The organism is Gallaecimonas kandeliae, assembly GCF_030450055.1.
Classification (GTDB): domain Bacteria; phylum Pseudomonadota; class Gammaproteobacteria; order Enterobacterales; family Gallaecimonadaceae; genus Gallaecimonas; species Gallaecimonas kandeliae.
In genome coordinates, this window is record NZ_CP118480.1 from 389,942 (window position 1) to 410,759 (window position 20,818).

General features: G+C 65.3%; 20 protein-coding genes. 19 read left to right on the forward strand and 1 reads right to left on the reverse strand.

What is annotated here, in order from left to right:
• Nucleotides 1-87 precede the first annotated feature (87 nt).
• Nucleotides 88-1,926: an EAL domain-containing protein gene (locus PVT67_RS01815; RefSeq protein WP_301497206.1), complete on the forward strand. Its 1,839-nt coding sequence runs from the start codon at nucleotides 88-90 to the stop codon at nucleotides 1,924-1,926.
• On the opposite strand, the gene PVT67_RS01820 is transcribed toward PVT67_RS01815, so the two are convergent.
• Nucleotides 1,923-2,822 carry a 1-aminocyclopropane-1-carboxylate deaminase/D-cysteine desulfhydrase gene (locus PVT67_RS01820; protein WP_301497208.1) on the reverse strand — a complete coding sequence of 300 codons (900 nt, stop codon included), beginning with the start codon at nucleotides 2,820-2,822 and terminating at the stop codon, nucleotides 1,923-1,925. The genes PVT67_RS01815 and PVT67_RS01820 overlap by 4 nt on opposite strands.
• Before the next feature lie 84 nt (nucleotides 2,823-2,906).
• On the opposite strand from PVT67_RS01820, the gene PVT67_RS01825 reads away from it, so the two are divergent.
• The 18 genes from PVT67_RS01825 (at nucleotide 2,907) to PVT67_RS01910 (ending at nucleotide 20,817) form a co-directional block, all read left to right on the forward strand.
• The gene (locus PVT67_RS01825; RefSeq protein WP_301497210.1) at nucleotides 2,907-3,746 is read left to right on the forward strand and encodes a hypothetical protein; all 840 of its coding nucleotides are present in this window, start codon (nucleotides 2,907-2,909) and stop codon (nucleotides 3,744-3,746) included.
• Entirely contained in the window at nucleotides 3,730-4,329 is a 600-nt protein-coding gene (locus PVT67_RS01830; RefSeq protein ID WP_301497212.1) for a hypothetical protein, read from the forward strand. The genes PVT67_RS01825 and PVT67_RS01830 overlap by 17 nt, the downstream gene beginning before the upstream one ends.
• A complete protein-coding gene (locus PVT67_RS01835) occupies nucleotides 4,316-4,942 on the forward strand; it encodes a hypothetical protein (RefSeq protein ID WP_301497214.1) in 627 nt (208 codons plus the stop codon). The genes PVT67_RS01830 and PVT67_RS01835 overlap by 14 nt, the downstream gene beginning before the upstream one ends.
• Nucleotides 4,932-5,231, forward strand: a complete 300-nt coding sequence (locus PVT67_RS01840; protein WP_301497217.1) for an MSHA biogenesis protein MshK — start codon at nucleotides 4,932-4,934, stop codon at nucleotides 5,229-5,231. The genes PVT67_RS01835 and PVT67_RS01840 overlap by 11 nt, the downstream gene beginning before the upstream one ends.
• An 8-nt stretch (nucleotides 5,232-5,239) precedes the next feature.
• The gene (mshL, locus tag PVT67_RS01845; protein WP_301497219.1) at nucleotides 5,240-6,898 is read left to right on the forward strand and encodes a pilus (MSHA type) biogenesis protein MshL; all 1,659 of its coding nucleotides are present in this window, start codon (nucleotides 5,240-5,242) and stop codon (nucleotides 6,896-6,898) included.
• Complete coding sequence (locus tag PVT67_RS01850) at nucleotides 6,895-7,728, forward strand: ExeA family protein (protein ID WP_336407792.1); 834 nt, start codon at nucleotides 6,895-6,897, stop codon at nucleotides 7,726-7,728. The genes mshL and PVT67_RS01850 overlap by 4 nt, the downstream gene beginning before the upstream one ends.
• Nucleotides 7,725-8,837 carry a tetratricopeptide repeat protein gene (locus tag PVT67_RS01855; protein WP_301497221.1) on the forward strand — a complete coding sequence of 371 codons (1,113 nt, stop codon included), beginning with the start codon at nucleotides 7,725-7,727 and terminating at the stop codon, nucleotides 8,835-8,837. Before PVT67_RS01850 ends, PVT67_RS01855 begins: the two co-directional genes overlap by 4 nt.
• Nucleotides 8,834-10,555, forward strand: coding sequence for a GspE/PulE family protein (locus tag PVT67_RS01860; protein ID WP_301497223.1), 1,722 nt, complete (start codon nucleotides 8,834-8,836; stop codon nucleotides 10,553-10,555). The genes PVT67_RS01855 and PVT67_RS01860 overlap by 4 nt, the downstream gene beginning before the upstream one ends.
• Nucleotides 10,552-11,763 (forward strand): type II secretion system F family protein, encoded by a 1,212-nt coding sequence (locus tag PVT67_RS01865; protein ID WP_301497225.1) that lies wholly within the window; start codon nucleotides 10,552-10,554, stop codon nucleotides 11,761-11,763. Before PVT67_RS01860 ends, PVT67_RS01865 begins: the two co-directional genes overlap by 4 nt.
• A gap of 497 nt (nucleotides 11,764-12,260) precedes the next feature.
• The gene (locus tag PVT67_RS01870) at nucleotides 12,261-12,671 is read left to right on the forward strand and encodes a hypothetical protein (RefSeq protein ID WP_301497227.1); all 411 of its coding nucleotides are present in this window, start codon (nucleotides 12,261-12,263) and stop codon (nucleotides 12,669-12,671) included.
• Nucleotides 12,668-13,243, forward strand: a complete 576-nt coding sequence (locus tag PVT67_RS01875; protein WP_301497229.1) for a type II secretion system protein — start codon at nucleotides 12,668-12,670, stop codon at nucleotides 13,241-13,243. Before PVT67_RS01870 ends, PVT67_RS01875 begins: the two co-directional genes overlap by 4 nt.
• A 35-nt stretch (nucleotides 13,244-13,278) precedes the next feature.
• On the forward strand, nucleotides 13,279-13,719 hold the full coding sequence (locus PVT67_RS01880) for a type II secretion system protein (RefSeq protein ID WP_301497231.1): 441 nt from the start codon (nucleotides 13,279-13,281) through the stop codon (nucleotides 13,717-13,719).
• A gap of 67 nt (nucleotides 13,720-13,786) precedes the next feature.
• Complete coding sequence (locus tag PVT67_RS01885) at nucleotides 13,787-14,221, forward strand: hypothetical protein (protein ID WP_301497233.1); 435 nt, start codon at nucleotides 13,787-13,789, stop codon at nucleotides 14,219-14,221.
• Nucleotides 14,215-14,793, forward strand: coding sequence for a type IV pilus modification PilV family protein (locus PVT67_RS01890; RefSeq protein ID WP_301497236.1), 579 nt, complete (start codon nucleotides 14,215-14,217; stop codon nucleotides 14,791-14,793). The genes PVT67_RS01885 and PVT67_RS01890 overlap by 7 nt, the downstream gene beginning before the upstream one ends.
• Nucleotides 14,790-15,617, forward strand: coding sequence for a type II secretion system protein (locus PVT67_RS01895; RefSeq protein ID WP_301497238.1), 828 nt, complete (start codon nucleotides 14,790-14,792; stop codon nucleotides 15,615-15,617). The genes PVT67_RS01890 and PVT67_RS01895 overlap by 4 nt, the downstream gene beginning before the upstream one ends.
• Entirely contained in the window at nucleotides 15,607-16,020 is a 414-nt protein-coding gene (locus PVT67_RS01900; protein ID WP_301497240.1) for a type II secretory pathway component, read from the forward strand. The genes PVT67_RS01895 and PVT67_RS01900 overlap by 11 nt, the downstream gene beginning before the upstream one ends.
• A complete protein-coding gene (locus PVT67_RS01905; RefSeq protein WP_301497243.1) occupies nucleotides 16,017-19,628 on the forward strand; it encodes a DUF6701 domain-containing protein in 3,612 nt (1,203 codons plus the stop codon). Before PVT67_RS01900 ends, PVT67_RS01905 begins: the two co-directional genes overlap by 4 nt.
• Before the next feature lie 145 nt (nucleotides 19,629-19,773).
• Complete coding sequence (locus tag PVT67_RS01910) at nucleotides 19,774-20,817, forward strand: rod shape-determining protein (protein ID WP_301497245.1); 1,044 nt, start codon at nucleotides 19,774-19,776, stop codon at nucleotides 20,815-20,817.
• Nucleotide 20,818: the final 1 nt, after the last annotated feature.

Genomic DNA, 20,818 nt, shown 5'->3' on the forward strand with positions numbered 1-20,818 from the left:
GGAGCAGCGGATAAACCCCTGCCTGGCGCTTGGTCTTTGCAGCCGCTTCCGTTTTAATGGGGCCAGCATTTTCAGAACGAACGGCTTATGGAAAAGCGCCTTCCCTTTCTCGGCAGTACCCTGCTCGCTTTGGCCCTGACCCTGCTGGGCTCCTGGCTGATGATGTCAGTCCTTTCCCATCAGCAGCACGACAGCCACATGCTGGCCAAGGCCAGGCAGCTGGCGAGGGTAACCTCCCTCTATCCCGACCTGCCCCCACTGCCGCTCTGGGAGGCCCTGACGGCGGACGCCGATGTCATCGAAGCCCGCCTCTACGTGCGGGGCCAACTGCGCCTGCAGTCCCGCCATGGCCAGCTGCCGGCCGGCGACCGCCAATTCGTGGAACTGCAGCTGCCCGGCCAAAGGCGCCTCAGCCTGCTGTTCGACCGCCATCCCCTGCCTTGGGCCCAGCTCTGGCCCAGTTTCGCCCCCTTGCTGATCGGTTTGGTCTGGCTGCTGCAGCTGAGCCTGATGCTGGGCAGCCGCTACCGGCGGCTGCGGCTGGCGGTCAAGGGGCTCGAAGAGGCCAGCGCCAAGGGGCAGACGAAGTCCGAGCCCCTGCTGCCAAAGACAGGCGAACTGCTGGCCAGCCAGCAGCAACGCATCCATACCCTGGAATGCCAACAACGGCAGATGGACAGCCTGCTGCACAGCGCCGCCTGGTTGGATGCCGGCACCGGCCTTGGCAACCGCCTCTTCTTCGAACAGCACCTGGCCACCTGGCTGCAGGAGATGGAAGGCAACCGCGTCGGCTGCCTGGTGTTGCTGGAACACAAGGAGCTGGCAGACCTGGATGAAGCCCAAAGCCAGGCCTGGCGCAGCCAGTTGCTGGCCCTGATGCAGGACAAGCTTGGCCAATGGCCAGACGCCGTGCTGGGCCGCCTGGATGAAGACGAATACGGCCTGCTGCTGCCGCAGATGGCCGGCAAGGACGGCCAGCTGTTCGCCCAGCAGCTGCTCAAGGACATCAGCCGCCTGCCCCTGCCCAAGGGCCTGGACGACGGCGACTGGCTGCACCTGGGTTGGAGCCCCTACCAGGCCGGGGACGACAGCCAGGCCCTGCTGGAACAGGCCGCCATGGCCTTGCGCGCCGCCCAGTTGCAAGGAGAGAACGCCGTCATGGCCGCCGGGGTGGAAGGCATGCCCCAGCTGGAGACCGGCAGCGTGCGCTGGCGGACCCTGCTGGAGCAGGTGCTGGCCAGGCACAGCCTCAAGCTGGTCACCGAACCTGTGCATGGCTTGGAAGGGGACTTGCACCATTGGCGGGTACGGGCCCTGATCCTGGATCCCAAGGGTAAGGAGATCGACGACAGCGTCTTCATGCCCATGGCCTGCCGGGTCGGCCAGGAGGAGGCCCTGTCCAGGCTCTGCCTGGAACTGCTGCTGGCCAAGCTGGGCGCCGCCAGGGCCAGGGGCCAGCGCCTGGCTTTTCGCATCTGTGTCGACGCCCTGCTCAAACCCGGGCTGCAGCGTTGGCTGCGGCTGGCGATGATGGAAGTGCGGGATGCCCTGCCCAACTTGCTGCTGACGGTGACCGAGTTCGAGCTGGCCCAACATGGCCAGCCCCTGGCGGAGGCCCTCAAGCAACTGGGGGCCTTGGGGGCCGGGATCATGGTGGAGCGGCTGGGCCAGCACCCACAGCCGGTGGACTGGCAGGCCCTGGCGCCCAGGGCCATCAAGCTGCACAGCTCCCTGGCCCGCCATATCGACCGCAACAGCGAACAGCAGCTCTGGGTGCAGCGCCTGGTGCAGCAGGCGGTGGATCTCAATGCCGAAGTGCTGGCCGCCGGCATCACCAGCAACGAAGAGCGGCGCTGCCTGTTGCGGCTCGGGGTCAGCGGCGGGGAAGGCCCCCTGTTCGGCCGCGGTGCCCAGGATCCCCTCTAGGCGTCTGGCCAGCGCCCCTGGGCGCGCAGCCCGTCCAGGCTCTGCAGGCCGCCGGTGTGCAGCATGACGATCTGCTTGCCGTCCAGCTCGCCGCTCTCCACGGCCTGCCACAGGGCCAGCATCAGCTTGCCGCTGTAGAGGGGCTCAAGGGGTACCCCCAGCTCCGCCTCCAGGGCCCTTATCGCCTCGCCCATGGCGGGGCTGAACTTGCCAAAGCCCGGCCCTTCGTGCCCCCAGAGCAGCCGGTAGTTCTGATGGGAGCAGTGGCGGGCGGCGAGCAGCCCCTGGATACGGGCCGGCAGCTCGGCGTCCTTCACAGTCGGTACCCCCACTATCTCGCCCTGGCCTTGGGCACCCAGCACCAGGCCGGCCAAGGTGCCCCCCGAGCCCACCGGCGTCCAGATCTGATCCCAGCCGGGCGGGAGTTCCGCCACCAGTTCGGCCACCCCGGTCAGGGCTTCGGGTGCCGAGCCCCCTTCCGGCAGCAGCAGCCAATCCGGATAAAGGGCCTGCCATTGGGCCAGCCAGTCTGGGTCATGGCGGCAGCGGTAGTCTTGGCGGCTGACGAAGTGCAGGGCCATGCCCAGGGCCTGGCAATGGGCCAGGGTAGGGGTGCTTTGCTCATGGCCCCGCACCAGGGCGGCGCTGGCCAGGCCCAGTTCATGGCAGGCGGCGGCCAGGGCCAGCAGGTGGTTGGAATAGGGGCCGCCCAGGCTCAAGACGCCAGGCTTCTTGGCCTGGAGGGCAGCAGCCAGGGGATGCTTGAGTTTTCGCCACTTATTGCCCGAGATCAGGGGATGGATGAGATCATCCCTTTTTATGGTTAATTTTATGTTCCTTTCCAGTAGGATGGGAGCAAGGACAGGGTAGACTGGTGACGGAATTCTGACTTTCATCGCTTGGCAGAGTTTTGGATTTAAGTGACACTAATGCCTAGTTGGGGTCCGGCTTCAGAACAATGAACAGGGATACATGCATTGATGCAGTGGTTTTTCCGTAAAAACACCGCAAAAAACTGGGGATTGGCCCTCTACCAGCAGGGGATCTGCCTGTCCGATGCCCAGGGTCATCAGCAGTTTTTTCCCTGCCAGGGTGTCGCCCAATGGCCACAGCAACTGGCCGCCCTGCCGCTGGAGCCGAACGACCAGGTCCAGCTTATCCTGCCACACAGCGAACTGCACAGCCTTTCCCTGGATAAACCCAAGAGCGAGTCCGTCGGCGAAGACCTCTTCTGGGCCCTCAAGGACGCCGTGCCCCTGGCGCCCCAGGATCTCCAATTCGACTACTACGAGCCGCCGGCCCAGCCCATGGGCAGCGACAGGGTCAACGTGGTCTGTGCCAGCAAGGCGCAGCTCAAGACCCTTTGCCAGGCCCTGCCGGCCAAGCCGGTGGCCATAGGCAACGAAGACATGGTGCTGCGTGGCCTCTTCCCCGGGACCGAGGAAGACAGGCCGGCATTGCTGCTGCACCTCAACCGGGATGGCGAACTGCTGCTGGCCATCTACCGCCAGGGCATGCTTTATTTTTCCCGCTGGTTGCAGGGCTACCGGTTGCAGCAGGACGAACTGGATCCTTACCTGCTGTCCGAGCGCCTGGCCTTGGATATCCAGCGCGCCCTGGATTACCTGGAAAGCCAGCTGCGCCAGCCGCCCATAGACAGCATCAAGCTGGCGTTGTCCGCCGTGCTGGATGAAGCCCTGGCGCCGCTGCTGGCCGACAGCTTGGCCCTGCCGGTGACGTCCTTGAATGACGGCCTTCCCCTGGGGCGGGATTGGGTCGCCTATGCGGCGGCAAGGGAGTTGAATGAAACACTGGCTTAACCTGCTGACGGCAGAGCTGCTGCCGCCCCGCCAACCCCTGACGGTGGCCGCCATGATACGGCTGCTGCTGCTGGCCGCCTTGCTGCTGGCCCTGGGGCTGGGTTGGGGTTATTGGCAGCGCCAGCAGTTGGCCGTGGCCCAGCAGCAGCTCAAGGCCCGCCAGCTGCAGGCCCAGCAGCGGCTGGCCACCCTGGAGGCCAGGTTCAAGGAGCACCAGCCGGACATGGCCCTGGTGGCCCAACGCGATAGCCTCAAGAGTGACACCGACAACAACAAGACGCTGCTGGCCCGGGTAGAAGAGCTGGATCGGCAGGGGCAGCAGGGCTTTTCCGGCCTGCTGACCGCCCTGGCCCAGTCCAGCACCCCTGGCCTCTGGCTGTCGCAGATCGATATCGACCAGGGGCGCCTGGCCCTCGGCGGCAAGGCCAGCAAGGCCGAACTGGTGCCGCAGTGGCTGCAGGGGTTCGCCAAGGAACCCGCCCTGGCCGCCCAGGCCTTCGGCCAGGTCAAGATCACCCAGGGTGAGGACGGTTACCTGGCGTTCCGCTTGGACAGCGAAGGAGGCCAGGATGAACATCACTGAACGGCTGGAGTCCTTGAGCCTGCGCGAACGGCTGCTGGTGCTGCTGGCCGGCCTGGTGCTGCTGGTGACCCTGGTGGGCCTGAGCTGGCTGCAACCGCTGCTGGCGGACAACCAGACCAGGGCCAGGGCCAATGGCAAGATGGCGGCCGAGCTGGCCAACCTGGCCCAGAGTATTGCAGCCCTCGAGGCCAAGCTGGCCGAAGATCCCAATGCCCAGCTGCAGGCCGAGATAGGGCGGCTCAAGGCGCTGCGCCAGACCCAGCAGCAAGCGATCTATGCCAAGACCAAGGCCCTGGTGCCGGCCGATGCCATGGCCCCTCTGCTGGAGGCCCTGCTCAAGGGCAGGGGGGATCTGCAGTTGGTCAGCCTGAGCACCCTGCCGGCCCAACCCCTGTTGGGGGACAAGATGCCCCAGGGCCTCTACCGACACGACCTGGAGTTGAAGTTCAAGGGTGGCTTCCTGCCCACCCTGAAATTCCTGAGCCAGGCCGAGCAGCTGCCCTGGCAGTTCTACTGGCAAAGCCTGAGCTTTCGCCAGACCACCTATCCTGACGCCGAGATACTGATCCATGTCTACACCCTGGGTACCAGTCCTCATTACCTTGGCGCTTAGCGCACCGGCCCTGGCCGCCGAACTCCAGGACCCCACGGCGCCGCCCCAGGCCAAGGTCGCCGCCAAGGCCACGCCTGCCGCCAGCCTCAAGCTGTCGGCGGTGCTGGGCAGCAAGCCGGCCAGGGTCATCATCAATGGCCAGGTGCTGGCGGTGGGAGACAGCATCCAGGGCTGGCGGCTCATACAGATTAAGGACGACGTTGTCACCCTGGCCCAGGGGCAGCGCCGCAAAATGTTGACCCTGTTCCAGGGCGGCGTGGTGACGCCGGCCGCCAAGGCGGGGCATTGAGGGGAATCATGTCCAAGGGAAGCACCATCAAATACGGCCTCTTGGCGCTGACGGTACTGTTGGCGGCCTGCCAGACGCCGTCCCAGCACCATGCCAACCGCGAAGTGAAGGCGCTCAAGAAGCAGTTGGCCGAGGCCTCGGCCCAGGCCCAGCAGGCCCAGACCCCGCCCGCCGCCGTCGAGCAGGAGCTGCTGGCCGGCCTGGTGGCGCCGCCGCCCTTGCCGGAGCAGCGCATCAACGTCTCGGCCAAGGACACCGAAGTGCGGGACCTGCTGGCCGGCCTGGTCAAGGGCACCCCTTATTCCCTGGCCCTGCACCCCGACGTCAAGGGCCAGGTCAGCCTGGACCTGCACAACGTCACCCTGGACCAGGTGTTTACGGTGCTGGAAGACCTCTACGGTTACGACATCCGCCGCCAGGGCAACCTGGTGCAGGTCTACCCGGCAGGGCTGCGCACCGAGACTCTTCCCGTCGATTACCTGCTGATGACCCGCAAGGGCCTGTCGCTGACCACCATCACCTCGGGGCGCCTCAGCAACAACAACGGCAATAACAACGGCTATTACAACAACCAGAACAACCTCAACAACAACGGCCAGAACGGCCAGAACGACCTCAATAACAACAACCAGATGACCTCGGGGACCAAGGTCGAGTCCCGTTCCGAGACCGACTTCTGGAAAGGCCTCGAGAAGGTGCTGGGCTCCCTGGTGGGCAAGGGGGAGGGCCGCATGGTGGCGGTGGACCCCATGGCCGGCCTGGTGACGGTGCGGGCCTTCCCGGACGAGCTGCGCAGCGTCAAGGACTTCCTGCAGCAGACCCAGGACCACCTGCAGCGCCAGGTGATACTGGAGGCCAAGATAGTGGAGGTCACCCTCAACAAGGACTACCAGCAAGGCATCAACTGGACCCAGGCGTTGCTGGCCGCCCCTGGCAATACTACGTTGAAGCTGGCCACCAGCGCCGTGATCCCGGCCAACAGCCTGACCGCTGCCCTGGGCGGCGTCAGCTCCCTGACCTTCAACAGCGCCGACTTCAAGGCCGTCATCAACCTGCTCGATACCCAGGGTGACACCCAGGTGCTGTCCAGCCCCCGCATCACCGCCACCAACAACCAGAAGGCGGTGATCAAGGTGGGCAGCGACGAGTATTTCGTCACCGATGTCAGCTCCCAGCTCAACAACACCGGCAGCAGCGCCGTCACCAGCTCCAACGTCGAGCTGACCCCCTTCTTCTCCGGCATAGCCCTGGACGTGACGCCGCAGATCGGCAAGGACGGCCAGGTGCTGCTGCACGTGCACCCTTCGGTGACCGACGTGGAAGAACAGACCAAGACTCTGAGCCTGTCCGGCTCCAGCGAGCCCACCACCTTGCCGCTGGCCCACAGCGACATCCGCGAGTCCGACACAGTGGTGCGGGCCCACAACGGCGATGTGGTGGTGATCGGCGGCCTGATGCGCACCAACACCAAGCAGCAGGTCTCCAAGACCCCCTGGCTGGGTGACATCCCCGGCATCGGCCAGCTCTTCACCAGCCGCCGCAACGTCAAGCAGAAGACCGAGCTGGTGATACTGATCAAGCCCACCATAGTGGGCGGCCAGGGCTGGCAGCCGGAGCTTGACCGCTCCAAGGCCGTCCTCGACCAGTGGTACCCCAAGGCCAGATGATGTACCTGCAGCACTTCGGTTTGCGCGACAAGCCCTTCGGGCTGACCCCCAGCACCGCCTTCTACTGTGCCCTGCCCATGCACAGCGAGGCGCTGGCGGTGCTGTCCCTGGCGTTGGCCGAAGGCGAAGGTTTCATCAAGATCACCGGCGAGGTGGGCACCGGCAAGACGCTGCTGTGCCGCCAACTGCTCTCCTCCCTGCCAGAGCATTTCGCCCTGGCCTACCTGCCCAACCCTGATCTCAGCCCAGGCGAGCTGCGCTGGGCCCTGGCCATGGAGCTGGGGCTCAAGCAGGCCGGCAACATCGACCAGCAGCAGCTGGGCCACCTGTTGCAGCGCCAGCTCATCGGCCTGGCCGCCAACGGCCGGTTGCCGGTGGTGATCATCGACGAGGCCCAGGCACTGCCGGACGAGACGTTGGAGGCGCTGCGCCTGCTCACCAACCTGGAAACCGAATCCCGCAAGCTGTTGCAGGTGGTGCTGCTGGGCCAGCCCGAGCTGGACCAGCGGCTGCGCCGCCACCAGTTCCGCCAGCTGGCCCAGCGCATCAGCTTCCACTACCGGCTTCGGCCCATGAACCGCGCCGAACTGGAACGCTATGTCCGCCACCGCCTGGACTGTGCCGGCGGCCAGGGCGCCCTCTTCAGCGGCCCGGCCCTCGGCGCCCTCTACCGGGCCAGCGGCGGCATTCCCCGCCTGGTCAACATCCTCTGCCACAAGGCGCTGCTGCTGGCCTACGGCCGGGGCCGCAAGAAGGCCAACTGGTGGCAGATGCGCGCCGCCATCAAGGACACAGAGTCCAGCAGGCGGACCCTGGGGGTGGCGCTGTGAGCGTGCTCAACCAGATGCTCAAGGATCTCGACAAACGCGGCGCCGTGCCCCTGGAGGCCGGGGAAGCGCCCCTGGCCTTGCCTCAAGGCCGCAACTGGGGCTGGCAGCGGATACTGCTGCTGGCGCTGCTCCTGTGCCTGCTGCTGGCCCTGGCCTGGTGGCTGGGCCGCCAGCAGGCAGAAGCCAGGCCAGCCGCCAAGGTGCCCACTGCAGCCGGCCGGCTGGCCCAGGCTCAAGGGGCCGCTACCCAAAGCACACCGGCCAAGGCGATCCCGCCGCCGCCCCCGGCCCTGCCCAAGGTGCAGGAGCGGCGCCTGACTCCCATGATCTCGGCCGATAAGCCCGGCACCCTGCCAGCCGCTAAGGCCAATAAACCGGCGGAACTCATGCCGGTCAAGGTCCGGACTGAGGCGGCACTGCCACCACCCATCAAGGCTCAGGAACTCAAGCCGCTGGCCGAAAAAAAGCCGGCCAAGATCCCCGTAACCAAGACCCATTCCCAGGGTGAAACCAAGGGCGAGCCCAAGGTGCAGCGCGAGCTGCTGACCCCGGCCCAGCAGGCGGAGCAGTCTTACCAGGCCGGCCTCTTGGCCTGGCAGGACGGCGACTGGGCCGAGGCCGAACATCGCTGGCGGCAGGCCCTGGCCGCCGAGGCCAGCCACCAGGAGGCCACCCTGGCCCTGGCCGGCCTCTACCAACAGCAAGGCCGTTTGGACGAGGCAGCCGCCGTGCTGCTGCCGATGAGCGCCAGCTCCCCCGCCGTCAACCTGGCCCTGGCCAGGGTACTGGTGCAAAAGCGCGACCTGGCGGCGGCCTACCGGCAGTTGAACCTGCTGCCCCCCACCAGCCGTGAAGGCCAGCAGCTGCGCGCCGAGCTGGCCCGCCTCACCGGCCACGGCCAGGCGGCCGTCCAGCTCTACCGGGCCCTGGTGGAGCATTACCCGGCAGACGGCCGGCTCTGGCTGGCCCTGGGCCTGAGCCTGGAAGGGCAGGGGGACAAATCCGGGGCCGCCCAGGCGTTTGGCAAGGCGGCGGCCTCTGCCCAGTTGTCACAGGAGGCGCGCCGTTATGCCCTGGCCCGCCAGCAGGCCCTCGGAGGTGCACGATGAGCCAACCCAGACTGAAGATGCGCCTCGGTGACCTGCTGGTCACCGAGAAGATCATCTCCGAGGAACAACTGCACCAGGCCCTGGCCAGCCAGAAGCGCATCGGCCGCAAGCTGGGCCGGACCCTGGTGGAACTGGGCTACCTCTCGGAGCAGCAGCTGCTGGGCTTTCTGTCCCAGCAGCTGAAGATCCCCTACCTGGACATCAACGAGCGGCGCCTGGACCCGCAGCTGGTGACGCTGCTGCCGGAAGTGCTGGCCCGCCGTTACCGGGCCCTGGTGTTGGAGGCCGACGCCGAAAGCGTCTTTATCGGCATGTCGGATCCGGCCGATCTCCAGGCCCTGGACGCCCTCGAAGAGCGCCTGGCGCCTAGGGAGATCCGCCTGGCGGTGGTGGAAGAGGCCCAGCTCCTCAACGCCTTCGACAGCCTCTACCGCCGGACCCAGGAGATCGCCTCCTACGCCTCCCAGTTGGAGGAGGAACACCAGGAGACGGCCGATTTCGACTTCGGCGCCCTGGCCCAGGACGACAGCGAAGGTGGCGCTACCGTGGCGCGGCTGCTGCAGTCCCTGTTCGAGGACGCCGTACAGATGCGGGCCTCGGATATCCACATCGAGCCGGAGCAGCAGCTGCTGCGTATCCGCCAGCGCATAGACGGGGTGTTGCACGAGAACGTGCTCAAGGAAGCGCGGGTGGCAGCGGCCCTGGTGCTGCGCCTGAAATTGATGGCGGGGTTGGACATCTCAGAGAAACGCCTGCCCCAGGACGGCCGTTTCCACGTGCAGGTGCGGGGCCACGGCATAGACGTGCGCCTGTCCACCATGCCGGTGCAGTACGGCGAAGCCGTTGTCATGCGTCTCCTCGACCAGTCCGCCGGCCTGCTGCGCCTGGAAGACACCGGCATGCCCGCCGAGCTGCTGGGCCATTTCCGCCGCACCCTCAAGCGCCCCCATGGCATGGTGCTGGTGACGGGGCCTACCGGTTCGGGCAAGACCACCACCCTCTACGGCGCCCTGTCGGAACTGAACGAGGCGGCCAAGAAGATCATCACAGTCGAAGATCCGGTGGAATACCGGCTGCCCCGCATCAATCAGGTGCAGATCAACCACAAGATAGGCCTGGATTTCTCCCAGGTGCTGCGTTCCACCTTGCGCCATGACCCCGATATCCTGATGGTCGGCGAGATGCGGGACGAGGAAACGGTGGAGATAGGGCTGAGGGGCGCCATCACCGGCCACCTGGTGCTGTCCACCTTGCACACCAACGACGCCGTCACCTGCGCCCTGCGCCTCTTGGACATGGGCGCCCAGGGCTATCTGGTGGCCAGCGCCCTGAGGGCTGTCCTGGCCCAGCGCCTGGTGCGCCGGCTCTGCCCCAAGTGCGCCAGGCCCCAGGTACCCGAGCCCCAGGATCTGCTGCTGTTGGAGCGGCTGGCCGGCCATGACTTGGCTGGGGTGCCCTTCAGGGCGCCCCACGGTTGCCAGTCCTGCAACCACAGTGGCTACCGGGGCCGGATCGGCGTCTTCGAACTGCTGGAGCTGGACAGCGCCATGACGGAGGCCATGCGCAACCAGGACCCCCAGGGCTTCACCGCCGCCGCCGAGAGCCACCCCCATTACCGGCCCCTGGTGATGATGGCCCTGGACTATGCCCGCCAGGGGGTCACCTCAGTGGACGAAGTGCTCAAGCTCTGGGACCTGCCTGAGGAGACCCTGTCTTGAGCCAGTTCTACTACAGGGGCCGCGACAGCGGCGGCAGGGCGGTGAAGGGCTTTATCGAGGCGGCCAGCCAGGACGCCGCCTTCGACCTGCTGCTGGGCCGGCGCATCCGTGCCGAGTCCTTGCGCCCGGCCCGCCAGGCCATCCAGCTCGACTGGCTGCAAAAAAGGGTGACCCTGGACGAGATGCTGATGTTCAGCCGCCAGATGTATTCCCTGACCAAGGCCGGCATCCCCATATTGAGGGCCATCGCCGGCCTGGCCGAGACCAGCCCCTCCAAGGTGCTGCGCGCCGCCTTGGCCGATCTCACCCAGCAGCTGGAAGGGGGGCGGACCCTGTCCACCGCCATGAGCCGCCACCCCAGGATCTTTTCCAGCCTCTACGTCAGCGTCATCCATGTCGGCGAAAACACGGGCCGGCTCGACCAGGCCTTCTTGCAGCTCACCGAATACCTGACCCAGGAACAGGAGACCAAGCGCCGGCTCAAGGCGGCAGTGCGCTACCCCCTGTTCGTGGTGGCGGCCATCGTCGTGGCAATGGTCATCGTCAACCTCAAGGTGATACCCCAGTTCGCCAAGGTCTTCGCCCGCTTCAAGGCCGAACTGCCCCTGCCGACCCGCATCCTCATCGGCACCTCGGATTTCTTCGTCCATTACTGGCCCTGGATGCTGGCGGTGCTGCTGGCCCTGGCGATAGGTTGGTGGCGCTGGCTGGCCACTGAGCGAGGCCGGCTGTTCTGGGACGACCGTAAGCTGCGGCTGCCGATCATGGGCTCCATCATCAACAGGACCTTGCTGGCCCGCTTTGCCCGCAGCCTGGGGATGATGCTCCAGGCCGGGGTGCCGCTGCCCCAGGCCCTGAACCTGGTGGCGGACGCCGTGGGCAATGCCCTAATGAAGCTGAAGATCCTGGCTATGCGCCAAGGCATCGAAGGGGGCGACACCCTGCTGCGCACAGGCCACCAGTCCGGGCTTTTCTCGCCGCTGATCCTGCAGATGTTCGCGGTGGGGGAGGAGACGGGCAATATCGACGAGATGCTGGTGGAAGCGGCAGGCTTTTACGAGCGGGAAGTGGACTACGATCTGGCCAGCCTCACGGCACGCATCGAGCCTATCCTGATCGTCATAGTGGGGGCCATGGTGCTGCTGCTGGCCCTGGGCATCTTCCTGCCGATGTGGGATCTGATGCGCGCGTACAAGGGGCAGGGATGAACCATCAATGCCAAGCCGTGGGCATCATCCTGGCCCAAGTGGCGGGACCTGATGCGTGCTTACAAGGGGCAGGGATGAGCCATCAATGCCAAACCGTGGGCATCGTCCTGGCCCAAGTGGCGGGACCTGATGCGTGCTTACAAGGGGCAGGGATGAGCCATCAATGCCGAGCCGTGGGCATCGTCCTGGCCCAAGTGGCGGGATCTGATTGCGTGCTTACAAGGGGCAGGGATGAGCCATCAATGCCAAACCGTGGGCATCGTCCTGGCCCAAGTGGTGGGATCTGATGCGCGCGTACAAGGGGCAGGGATGAGCCATCAATGCCAAGCCGTGGGCATCATCCTGGCCCAAGTGGCGGGACCTGATGCGTGCTTACAAGGGGCAGGGATGAGCCATCAACGCCAAGCCGTGGGCATCGTCCTGGCCCAAGTTGCGGGACCTGATGCGTGCTTACAAGGGGCAATCGTGATGGGTCCTTTAAGGTGCCCTAAGGCACCATGAGCAGGCGGCTTTTCATCCTGCTGGCGACGCTGTTCCTGACGGCGCTGTTCTGGGGCCTGTTGCTGGCCAGGAGCCCAAGCCCTGCGGAGCTGGGCGGCACCTACATGGCCGAGGCCAGGCAGCGCTTTGCGCTGGAGCTGGCCCAGGTGCAGGTGCTCTGGCAGCGGGACGGCGGCACCAGCGTCCAATGGCAGGGCCGCTGGCTGGCGGTAAACGCCAGAGGCTGGGCCCAACCTCCCTGCTATGCCCTGTGGCAGGCGATGGGGTTGCCCCTGGAGGTGGAAGGGAGCCAGGTGGACGCCAGCTGGCACCAGGGCCACTGCCGGTTCAGCTGGCAGGGCGCCGGTTTTGATTACTGGCCGCAGACGGGCCAGGTGAAAGATTTTCGACAAGGAGAACAGAAATGAAAGCGCAGAAGGGCTTTTCATTTATCGAGTTGGTGATCGTCATCGTCATCCTCGGCCTCTTGGCCGCGGTGGCGCTGCCCCGTTTCCTGGATGTCACCAACGACGCCCAGGACGCCAGTGTCGAAGGGGTGGCCGGCGGCTTTGCCAGCGCCGTGGGCATGGTGCGGGCCGAATGGGAAGTGGAGGGCCGGCCCAAGGGCGGCCTCAACGGCGCCAATGCCGCCATCACCTTCGACAACGAGACAGTCTACGTGGACGGCGACAATGGTTACCCTGTGGGGATAGCCGGCGCCCATGACACAGGCATGAGCAGCGATGCCTGCCTGGCGGTGATGGACGCCATCATGCAGAGCTCCCCCAGGTCCACCACCAGCGACGCCGACATCGGCAGCAACAAATACCTGGTGCGGATGCAGAGCGACGGCAGCGGCGACCGCTGCGTCTACTACCTCATCGCCACCCTCAACAAGAGTTCGCTTCCAGCGGCAGGGGATTACGCCAATGCCGGTGTGGGCAACAGCTTCACCTACCAGCCCAGCACGGGTAAGGTGATGGTATTCAATAACAACTAAGCGCTAATGGCTTTATTTTGATGGGAGTACGAAACATGAAACAACAACAAGGCTTTACCCTGATCGAGCTGGTGGTGGTGATCATCATCCTCGGCATACTGGCGGTGACCGCAGTACCCAAGTTCATCAACCTGCAGGACGATGCCAAGGCCGCTACCGCCAAGGGCGTAGCGGCTTCCATGAAAGGTGCCTTGCAGATGGTCTACGCCAAGGCACTGATCGGTGGCGTGGACAAAGATGCGACTGCATCCGTTGCTGTCTCTACTATTGGCAGCGTCAATACCGTTTATGGTTATCCTGAAGCCAGTGCCGACGGCATTGCCAAGGTCATCGACATCGATACCAGCATCTGGAAAAGCAATGCAAGTGCCGCTTCTGGTACCTATGTTGTCCAATACAACGGCGATTCCTCTTGTAGCGTGACCTATTCCGAGGCGACTTCAGCTGCTGCTGCTACAGCTTCTTCCAGCTGCTAATACCTAACTCGCTTTGAGTGCAGGATCTGGAAATAAACGGCCATCCGGCTTCACCCTGGTGGAGCTGGTGGCCGTCATCGTTATCCTGGGGATCCTGGCCGTCGCCTTTGGCAGCCGCTTTATGGGCAACGCCGGGGTGACGGAAGTGGTGGACAGGGACAATGCCCTGTCCCTGCTGCGCCGGGTCCAGACCCAGGCCATGCAGCAGGCGGACGACAGCGCCTGTCACCAGCTGCTGGTCTCGGCCAAGAGCCTGGCCCTTTCAGACCTGGCCGCCTGCACAAAGGGCGGCGTCAACCAGGTCACCGATCTTTCCCTGTCGCTGGCGAGCGGCCAGTTCCAGCTGTCCGCCGGCGGCACCGTTTTAAGCCTGCCCCAGACCCTGGCCTTCGATGGCCTCGGCAACGTCCCTCTCTGCGCCCAGGGTTGCAGCCTCCAGATAGCGGGGCAGGGCAAGGCCGCCCTCTGCATCGAAGCCCAGGGCTATATACACCCATGTTGAGGCAGCACCAGCGCCAGCGCTGCCTTCAGCGCGGCTTCCAGCGAGGCGTCACCCTGATCGAGCTGGTGATCGGCATGCTGGTGCTGGGCATAGCCATAGTCCTGATCACCTCCAGCCTGCTGCCGCTCGGCCAGCGCAGCGTCGACCCCTGGCACCAGGTCAGGGCCGCCGAACTGGGCCAGAGCCTGATGAACGAGATCCTCGGCAAGCGTTTCGACGAGAACAGCCCCCTGGGCGGGCAGAAGCGCTGCGACGAGAGCGGCGCCCCGGCCTGTACCGACGTCGCCGCCCTGGGGCCGGACGGCGGCGAGGGCCGCAGCGATTATGACGACGTGGACGACTACAACGGCCTGGACCTGACCGGTGACGCCATCACCAACATCCTCGACCAGCAGCTGCTCAGCCAGTACCGCCAATACCGCATCCAGGTGGCGGTGGGCTACGACGGCAACCACAACGGCGTCCTCAACGAGGCCGGCGCCGAAGAACGACTGGCCAAGCGCATCACAGTTACCGTCACCACCCCGGGCGGCCAGGCCATCGTCTTCTCTGCCTACAGGGGGAACTGGTGAGCAGGGCATTCAAGGGCTTTACCCTGATCGAGCTGGTGGCGGTGATCATGGTGCTGGCGGTGGTGGGCCTGGGGGGCTACGGCTACCTGCGCTTCGGCAGCCAGTTCTACGTGGATACGGCCGCCAGGGAGCAGGCGTTGAACCAGGGCCGTTTCGTGGTAGAGCGGCTCAGCCGTGAGCTGCGTAACGCCGTGCCCAACAGCCTGCGGGTCTCGGGCAGCTGCATCGAGTTCGTGCCCATGGCCGCCGCCATGCGTTACCTGGATGCCCCCATGAGCCCTGACAAGGGCGACAGCATTAAGGCCCTCTGGATAACACCGAGCGGGGCCACGCCAGCAGATGGCGATCCCATCCAATGGGACAGCGGCTTCTTTGGCTCCGAGCTTTGGGTGATAGTCAATCCTACCCAAAGTGGCCAACTCTATAGCCAGGATCCAGGGCGTATCGTGCCCCTGAATGGCAGCGCTTATGATAAGACCCATGGCTACTACAACCTGACCCTGGCCGACACCGTCAGCTTCGCCAAGGACAGCCCCAGCCGCCGCCTCTATTTCGGCGGCCAGCCTGTCAGCTTCTGCCAGCAGGGCGGTGCGCTATACCGTTATCAGGGCTACGGCTTCCAGGCCAGCCAGCCCCAACCCGGCGCCGGCCTCGGCGACGGCGTCTTGATGGCCGAGGGGCTCAGCGCCGGCAATGCGCCTTTCAGCATCGACGCCCCCATCTTGCAGCGGAACGCCGTCGTCCATGTGCTGCTGCGCTTTCGCGCCATCAGCGAGGACGACATGTTCTTCAACCTGGAGATCCAGCTCCCCAATGTGCCCTGAGCCTAAGCGACAGCAAGGCAGCGCCCTGGTGGTGGCCGTCTTCATCATAGTGGTGATGTCCCTGCTGGTGGCGGGCATGGCGGCCCTGCTCGGCCGCCAATCTGGCACTGTCGTCTACGAAGTGCTGGGCAGCCGCGCCTTCCTGGCCGCCCAGACGGGCCTGCAAGAGGGGCTGGTCAAGCTCTTCCCCCTGGACCAGGCTCCCCAGGCCTGCTTCGCCCACTACAGCCAGCCCTTGAAGGGAAGCGGCTTGGAGGGTTGCAGCTTTACTCTGAGCTGCCAGGAGCAAGGTTCTTCTGACAGCAGCCTGCCGGGCAAGGTGGCCCAGTTGACCAGCACGGGCTCCTGCCAGGCCGGCACCGTCAGCACCAGCCGCACCCTGGTCATGGAGGTGGGGGAATGAGACGCTTCTTGGCTGCCTTGTTGTCGGTGCTGGCCCTGGCGGCCAGGGCCGACGTGGTCCTCGAAGGGCCCATGGAGGTGGGTGACAATGGCACCAATGCCTTGTCGCCCACCACCTTGGTCAGCGTCTCAGGCGGCAGCTTTGTCGCCAATCACCCCATCCATTTCACCCTCAGCCAGGCCTTGACGGTGACCGGCATCAGCCTGGTGGGGGAGCAGGGGTTGGATGCGGGGGCCAGCTTCGTGGTCTGGGACCCCTCCGGCAACCTGGTGATAAGCCAGTTGGCCAGCGACAGTGCCGGCAGCCGCGACAGCATCTCGGGGAGCTGGACGCTGCCGGCCGGCGACTACCAGATGGCCATCTGGGGCCAGTGCTTCAACAGCAGCGGCTATGTGAATAGCCGTTACAAGAGTAACTGCTATGACTGGGACGATTTCAGCTTCGACTCGGTGCGCCTGACCGCAAGCGCTGGCAGCAACAATTTCCATTTCATAGAACGGCGCCATATCGGCGACAGCACAGACGCCAGCCGCTGGTTCCCATCAGCGCCGTCCGGTACCTACAGCGTCAACGACTTTTCCCTGAGCCAGCAGGTCGAACTTGACCAGTTGCGGCTGTTCAATGTGCGGGACCTGGACAGCGCTAATGGCGACTATGTGAAATTGGTGAACGCTGATAGTGGCGTAGAACTGGCTCGAGGCTATCTGTACGACAATGGCGACCTTACCTTCGATGCGAGCATGAAACTGGATGCGGGCAACTACCTGCTCTACGTGGTTAGTCATAAGAGCAAGGGCGACTACGACGACATCAGCTGGGACGATATCGTCCTCAGCTACAGCCCCATCGACACCGGCACCGGCATCCTCAACGCCTGCCAGATAGCCTTGCCTTACCCGGCCCAGGGCCGCAGGAACAGCCACAGCATCAGCTTTTCATCCAGCAGCAACCAAATCCTCGGCAGCGACGGCGGTGCCATCGGCTACAAACAGGGGCAGATCAAGCAGGCCAATAGCCAGAGCTGTGACGGCGACGCCTGCTACGCCGCCGGCATCACCGACGAGTTGGGCTTCCCCGATTCCCCCTTCCCCCTCAGTGGCGGCCAGGATCTCAGCGTTGGCTACCAGCAGAGCAAGGTCATCAAGGCGGGGGATCCCAGCCAATACAACAACATCAGTACCGCCTATCAATCGACCTTGGACATCCAACAATCGGGGCTGAAAATCAAGAACCTGAACCTCGGCAGCGGCCGTGGCGGCAACGACTATACGGTGAAGCTGGCCTCGGGGGACTACTGGATTGAAAACCTGACGATGCAGGGCGACACCCGCATCGAGCTGGCAGGCCCGGTGCGCCTCTTCGTCAACAAGGTGACCCTGAGTTCGGCCAGCTACCTCAACAGTCCTGGCCGCCAGCAATCCGGCAACCCAGGCCAGTTGTTGATGGTGGTCTACGACTCCCTGACCGCGGGCGACGGCTCCACCCTGACCGGCCTGGTCTACCAGATGGACAACCCCAACAGTAACCAGAACAGCATCAGCTTCGGCCCTGCCTCCTACCTGTTCGGCCGCATCAGTGCCAGGGACATCAGCCTGGGTTATGGCTCGGTGATCGACAGCAGCCACTACCCCAGTTGCGACAACACGGCCAGCGTCGACCATTACCGGCTGGTCTACAGCAGCCAGGCCCTGACCTGCTCCCCCGCCACGGTGAAGGTGCAGGCCTGCCTGGACGCGGACTGCAGCGCCTTCTTTGAGGGCGGCGCCAGCCTCTCCCTGACCCCGGTCGGGCAATGGGGCGCCGACCCTGTGAGCCTCGGCAGCAGTGGCGAGGCCCAGATCAGCCTCACCCAGACCACGGCCGGCACGGTGCAGCTGGGCCTGGCCGGTGCCAGCCCCTCGGCGCCTCTTAGCTGCCTGCGCGACGGCATGCCCGACCCCAGTTGCAGCCTCAGCTTCGCCGACAGCGGCTTCATCTTCGATGTGCCGGATCTGGTCGCGGGCCGGCCCCAGGGCAACATCCTGGTCAAGGCGGTGAAGAAGGACGACAGCAGCCAGCAGTGCGTGGCGGCCTTCGCCAGCACCACCAAGACCTTGGCCTTCTGGTCCGACTATGTGGACCCGGGCAGCAGCGACAGGGTGGCCAGCCTGCCGGTGGCGGTGAACGATACGAACGTCGGCACCAGCCAGGCCGGCGCCACGGCCCTGCCGCTCAGTTTCGACAGCCAGGGCCAGGCCAGCATCAGCGTCCGCTACCCCGATGCCGGCCTGATGCAGCTTAACGCCCGTTATGACGGCAGTGGCAGCGACGCCGGCCTGGTGATGACGGGCTCAGATCAGTTCGTCAGCCGCCCGGCCGGACTCTGTGTCCGCCCCCAGGACCTGGCAGGGGAGTGTGCGGCAGGGGACGCCAGCTGTAATGTGTTCCGTTACGCAGGGGAGGCCTTCCCCTTGACGGTGACCGCCATGGCCTGGCAGCAGGACGGTGATAGCGACTACTGCGACAACGGCGCCGTCACGCCGAGCTACCGGCAGAGCGGCATCACCTTGGGGGCGACGCTGCTGGCCCCAAGCGGCGGCAGCGCCGGCAGTGTCGCCATCGCTAGCTATGACCACCCCATGGCCAGCGACGCCAAGGCCAGCGTGCAGCAGAGCGTGAGCGAAGTGGGGGTCTTCCGCTTCACCGCCACCCCCCCCAGCTATTTCGGCACCACCATTCCCGTTGGCCAGAGCCAGCCGGTCGGCCGCTTCGTGCCCAAGACGGTGGCGCTGAGCGGCGCCACCCTGGCCGAGGGCTGCGGCACCTTCACCTACATGGGCCAGCCGGTGCTGCTGGGGGGCACCCTGACGGCCCAAAGCGCCACCGGTGGCCAGGTCCATAACTATGAAGGAGACTTCGCCAAGGGCGGCCTGACCTTCGTCAGCGAATTCGCTGGCGCCGACCAATCGGCCCGCATTCCTTCGCCGACGACAGGCGTGCTGGCCTGGAGCCAGGGCCAGGCCCTGGTCAACGACCTGCCCCAGCAACTGGACAGGCTGGCGGACAACAGCCCGGACGGCCCCTTCAGCGATGTGCCCCTGGGGGTGCTGTTTGACGACGGTGAAGGCAGCATCAGCCGCAAGACGGCCATGGCCAGCCCGGACATGAGCCTTACCGGCGGCCAAGCATGGGGCGCCATCGCCTCACTGCGTTATGGCAGGGCCCTGCTGGAAGACGCCAGTGGCCCTGAGGACGAGGACTTGCCGCTGCAACTGGGCACCCAGTACTGGAACGCCGGCCACTTCGTGGCCAACCTCGACGACAGCTGCACCGCCGTGGCCCCGGCCGACATCAGCATCACAGCCAACCCCGATAGCCTGGCCACCAGCCCGGGCGGGGCCGGCGGCACCTTGGCGGCGGGCATCAGCCCCTATGGCGCCCTCAAGCTGACGGCGCCGGGCAGCCAGGGTCAGGTGACTATCAAGGCGGCGGTGGCGGCCTGGCTGCAATATGCCTGGGATCCGGCCGGCGGCCAGCAGGACCCGACGGCCACAGGTTATTTCGGCCGCTTCCGGGGCAACGACAGGCAGATCTACTGGCAGGAAAAGTGGGGCGGCAGCCCGCCCTGAAGGAACTGACCGCGCCTTTGGCGAAATTAATGCTGAATAGGGAGGCCGGCCAACCTGTTACACGCTTGTGGATACCCCAGGCCGTTGGTAAAGTTGACCGATTAGCAAAGCGTCCGTTTGCGCAGAAAACAGGATCGGCCTTTCCATGTTCAAAAAACTCCGCGGTCTTTTCTCCAACGATCTCTCCATCGATCTCGGTACCGCCAACACCCTTATCTACGTCCGTGAAAAAGGCATAGTCCTCAACGAGCCCTCAGTCGTCGCCATCCGCCAGGAACGTGCCGGTGGGCCCAAGTCGGTCGCCGCCGTCGGCCATGCCGCCAAGCAGATGCTGGGCCGTACCCCCGGCAACATCAAGGCGATCCGCCCCATGAAGGACGGCGTCATCGCCGACTTCTACGTCACCGAGAAGATGCTGCAGCACTTCATCAAGCAGGTGCACGAGAACAACTTCCTGCGCCCCAGCCCCCGTGTGCTGGTGTGCGTGCCGGTCGGTGCCACCCAGGTGGAGCGCCGCGCCATCCGCGAATCGGCCATGAGCGCGGGTGCCCGCGAGGTGTTCCTCATCGAAGAACCCATGGCCGCCGCCATAGGTGCCGGCCTGCCGGTATCCGAGGCCACCGGCTCCATGGTGGTGGACATCGGTGGTGGTACCACAGAAGTGGCCGTCATCTCCCTGAACGGCGTCGTCTACAGCTCCTCGGTGCGCATCGGCGGTGACCGCTTCGACGAAGCCATCATCAACTATGTGCGCCGCAACTACGGCTCCCTGATCGGCGAGGCCACCGCCGAGCGCATCAAGCATGAGATCGGCGCCGCCTACCCCGGCGAGGAGATGGTGGAGATCGAAGTGCGCGGCCGTAACCTGGCCGAGGGCGTGCCCCGCAGCTTCACCCTCAACTCCAACGAGATCCTCGAGGCCCTGCAAGAGCCCCTGACCGGCATCGTCAGCGCCGTCATGGTGGCTTTGGAGCAATGCCCCCCCGAACTGGCCTCCGACATCTCCGAGCGCGGCATGGTGCTGACCGGCGGTGGTGCCCTCTTGAAGGACCTCGACCGCCTGCTGATGGAAGAGACCGGCATCCCCGTGGTGGTGGCCGACGATCCCCTGACCTGTGTGGCCCGTGGCGGCGGCAAGGCCCTGGAGATGATCGACATCCACGGCGGCGACATCTTCAGCGAAGAATGAT

Coding starts and splice junctions, on each gene's coding strand:
- PVT67_RS01815 (WP_301497206.1), top strand. CDS start 88: ATGGAAAAGCGCCTTCCCTTTCTCGGCAGTACCCTGCTCGCTTTGGCC.
- PVT67_RS01820 (WP_301497208.1), bottom strand. CDS start 2,822: ATGAAAGTCAGAATTCCGTCACCAGTCTACCCTGTCCTTGCTCCCATC.
- PVT67_RS01825 (WP_301497210.1), top strand. CDS start 2,907: ATGCAGTGGTTTTTCCGTAAAAACACCGCAAAAAACTGGGGATTGGCC.
- PVT67_RS01830 (WP_301497212.1), top strand. CDS start 3,730: ATGAAACACTGGCTTAACCTGCTGACGGCAGAGCTGCTGCCGCCCCGC.
- PVT67_RS01835 (WP_301497214.1), top strand. CDS start 4,316: ATGAACATCACTGAACGGCTGGAGTCCTTGAGCCTGCGCGAACGGCTG.
- mshL (WP_301497219.1), top strand. CDS start 5,240: ATGTCCAAGGGAAGCACCATCAAATACGGCCTCTTGGCGCTGACGGTA.
- PVT67_RS01850 (WP_336407792.1), top strand. CDS start 6,895: ATGATGTACCTGCAGCACTTCGGTTTGCGCGACAAGCCCTTCGGGCTG.
- PVT67_RS01860 (WP_301497223.1), top strand. CDS start 8,834: ATGAGCCAACCCAGACTGAAGATGCGCCTCGGTGACCTGCTGGTCACC.
- PVT67_RS01870 (WP_301497227.1), top strand. CDS start 12,261: ATGAGCAGGCGGCTTTTCATCCTGCTGGCGACGCTGTTCCTGACGGCG.
- PVT67_RS01875 (WP_301497229.1), top strand. CDS start 12,668: ATGAAAGCGCAGAAGGGCTTTTCATTTATCGAGTTGGTGATCGTCATC.
- PVT67_RS01880 (WP_301497231.1), top strand. CDS start 13,279: ATGAAACAACAACAAGGCTTTACCCTGATCGAGCTGGTGGTGGTGATC.
- PVT67_RS01890 (WP_301497236.1), top strand. CDS start 14,215: ATGTTGAGGCAGCACCAGCGCCAGCGCTGCCTTCAGCGCGGCTTCCAG.
- PVT67_RS01900 (WP_301497240.1), top strand. CDS start 15,607: ATGTGCCCTGAGCCTAAGCGACAGCAAGGCAGCGCCCTGGTGGTGGCC.
- PVT67_RS01905 (WP_301497243.1), top strand. CDS start 16,017: ATGAGACGCTTCTTGGCTGCCTTGTTGTCGGTGCTGGCCCTGGCGGCC.
- PVT67_RS01910 (WP_301497245.1), top strand. CDS start 19,774: ATGTTCAAAAAACTCCGCGGTCTTTTCTCCAACGATCTCTCCATCGAT.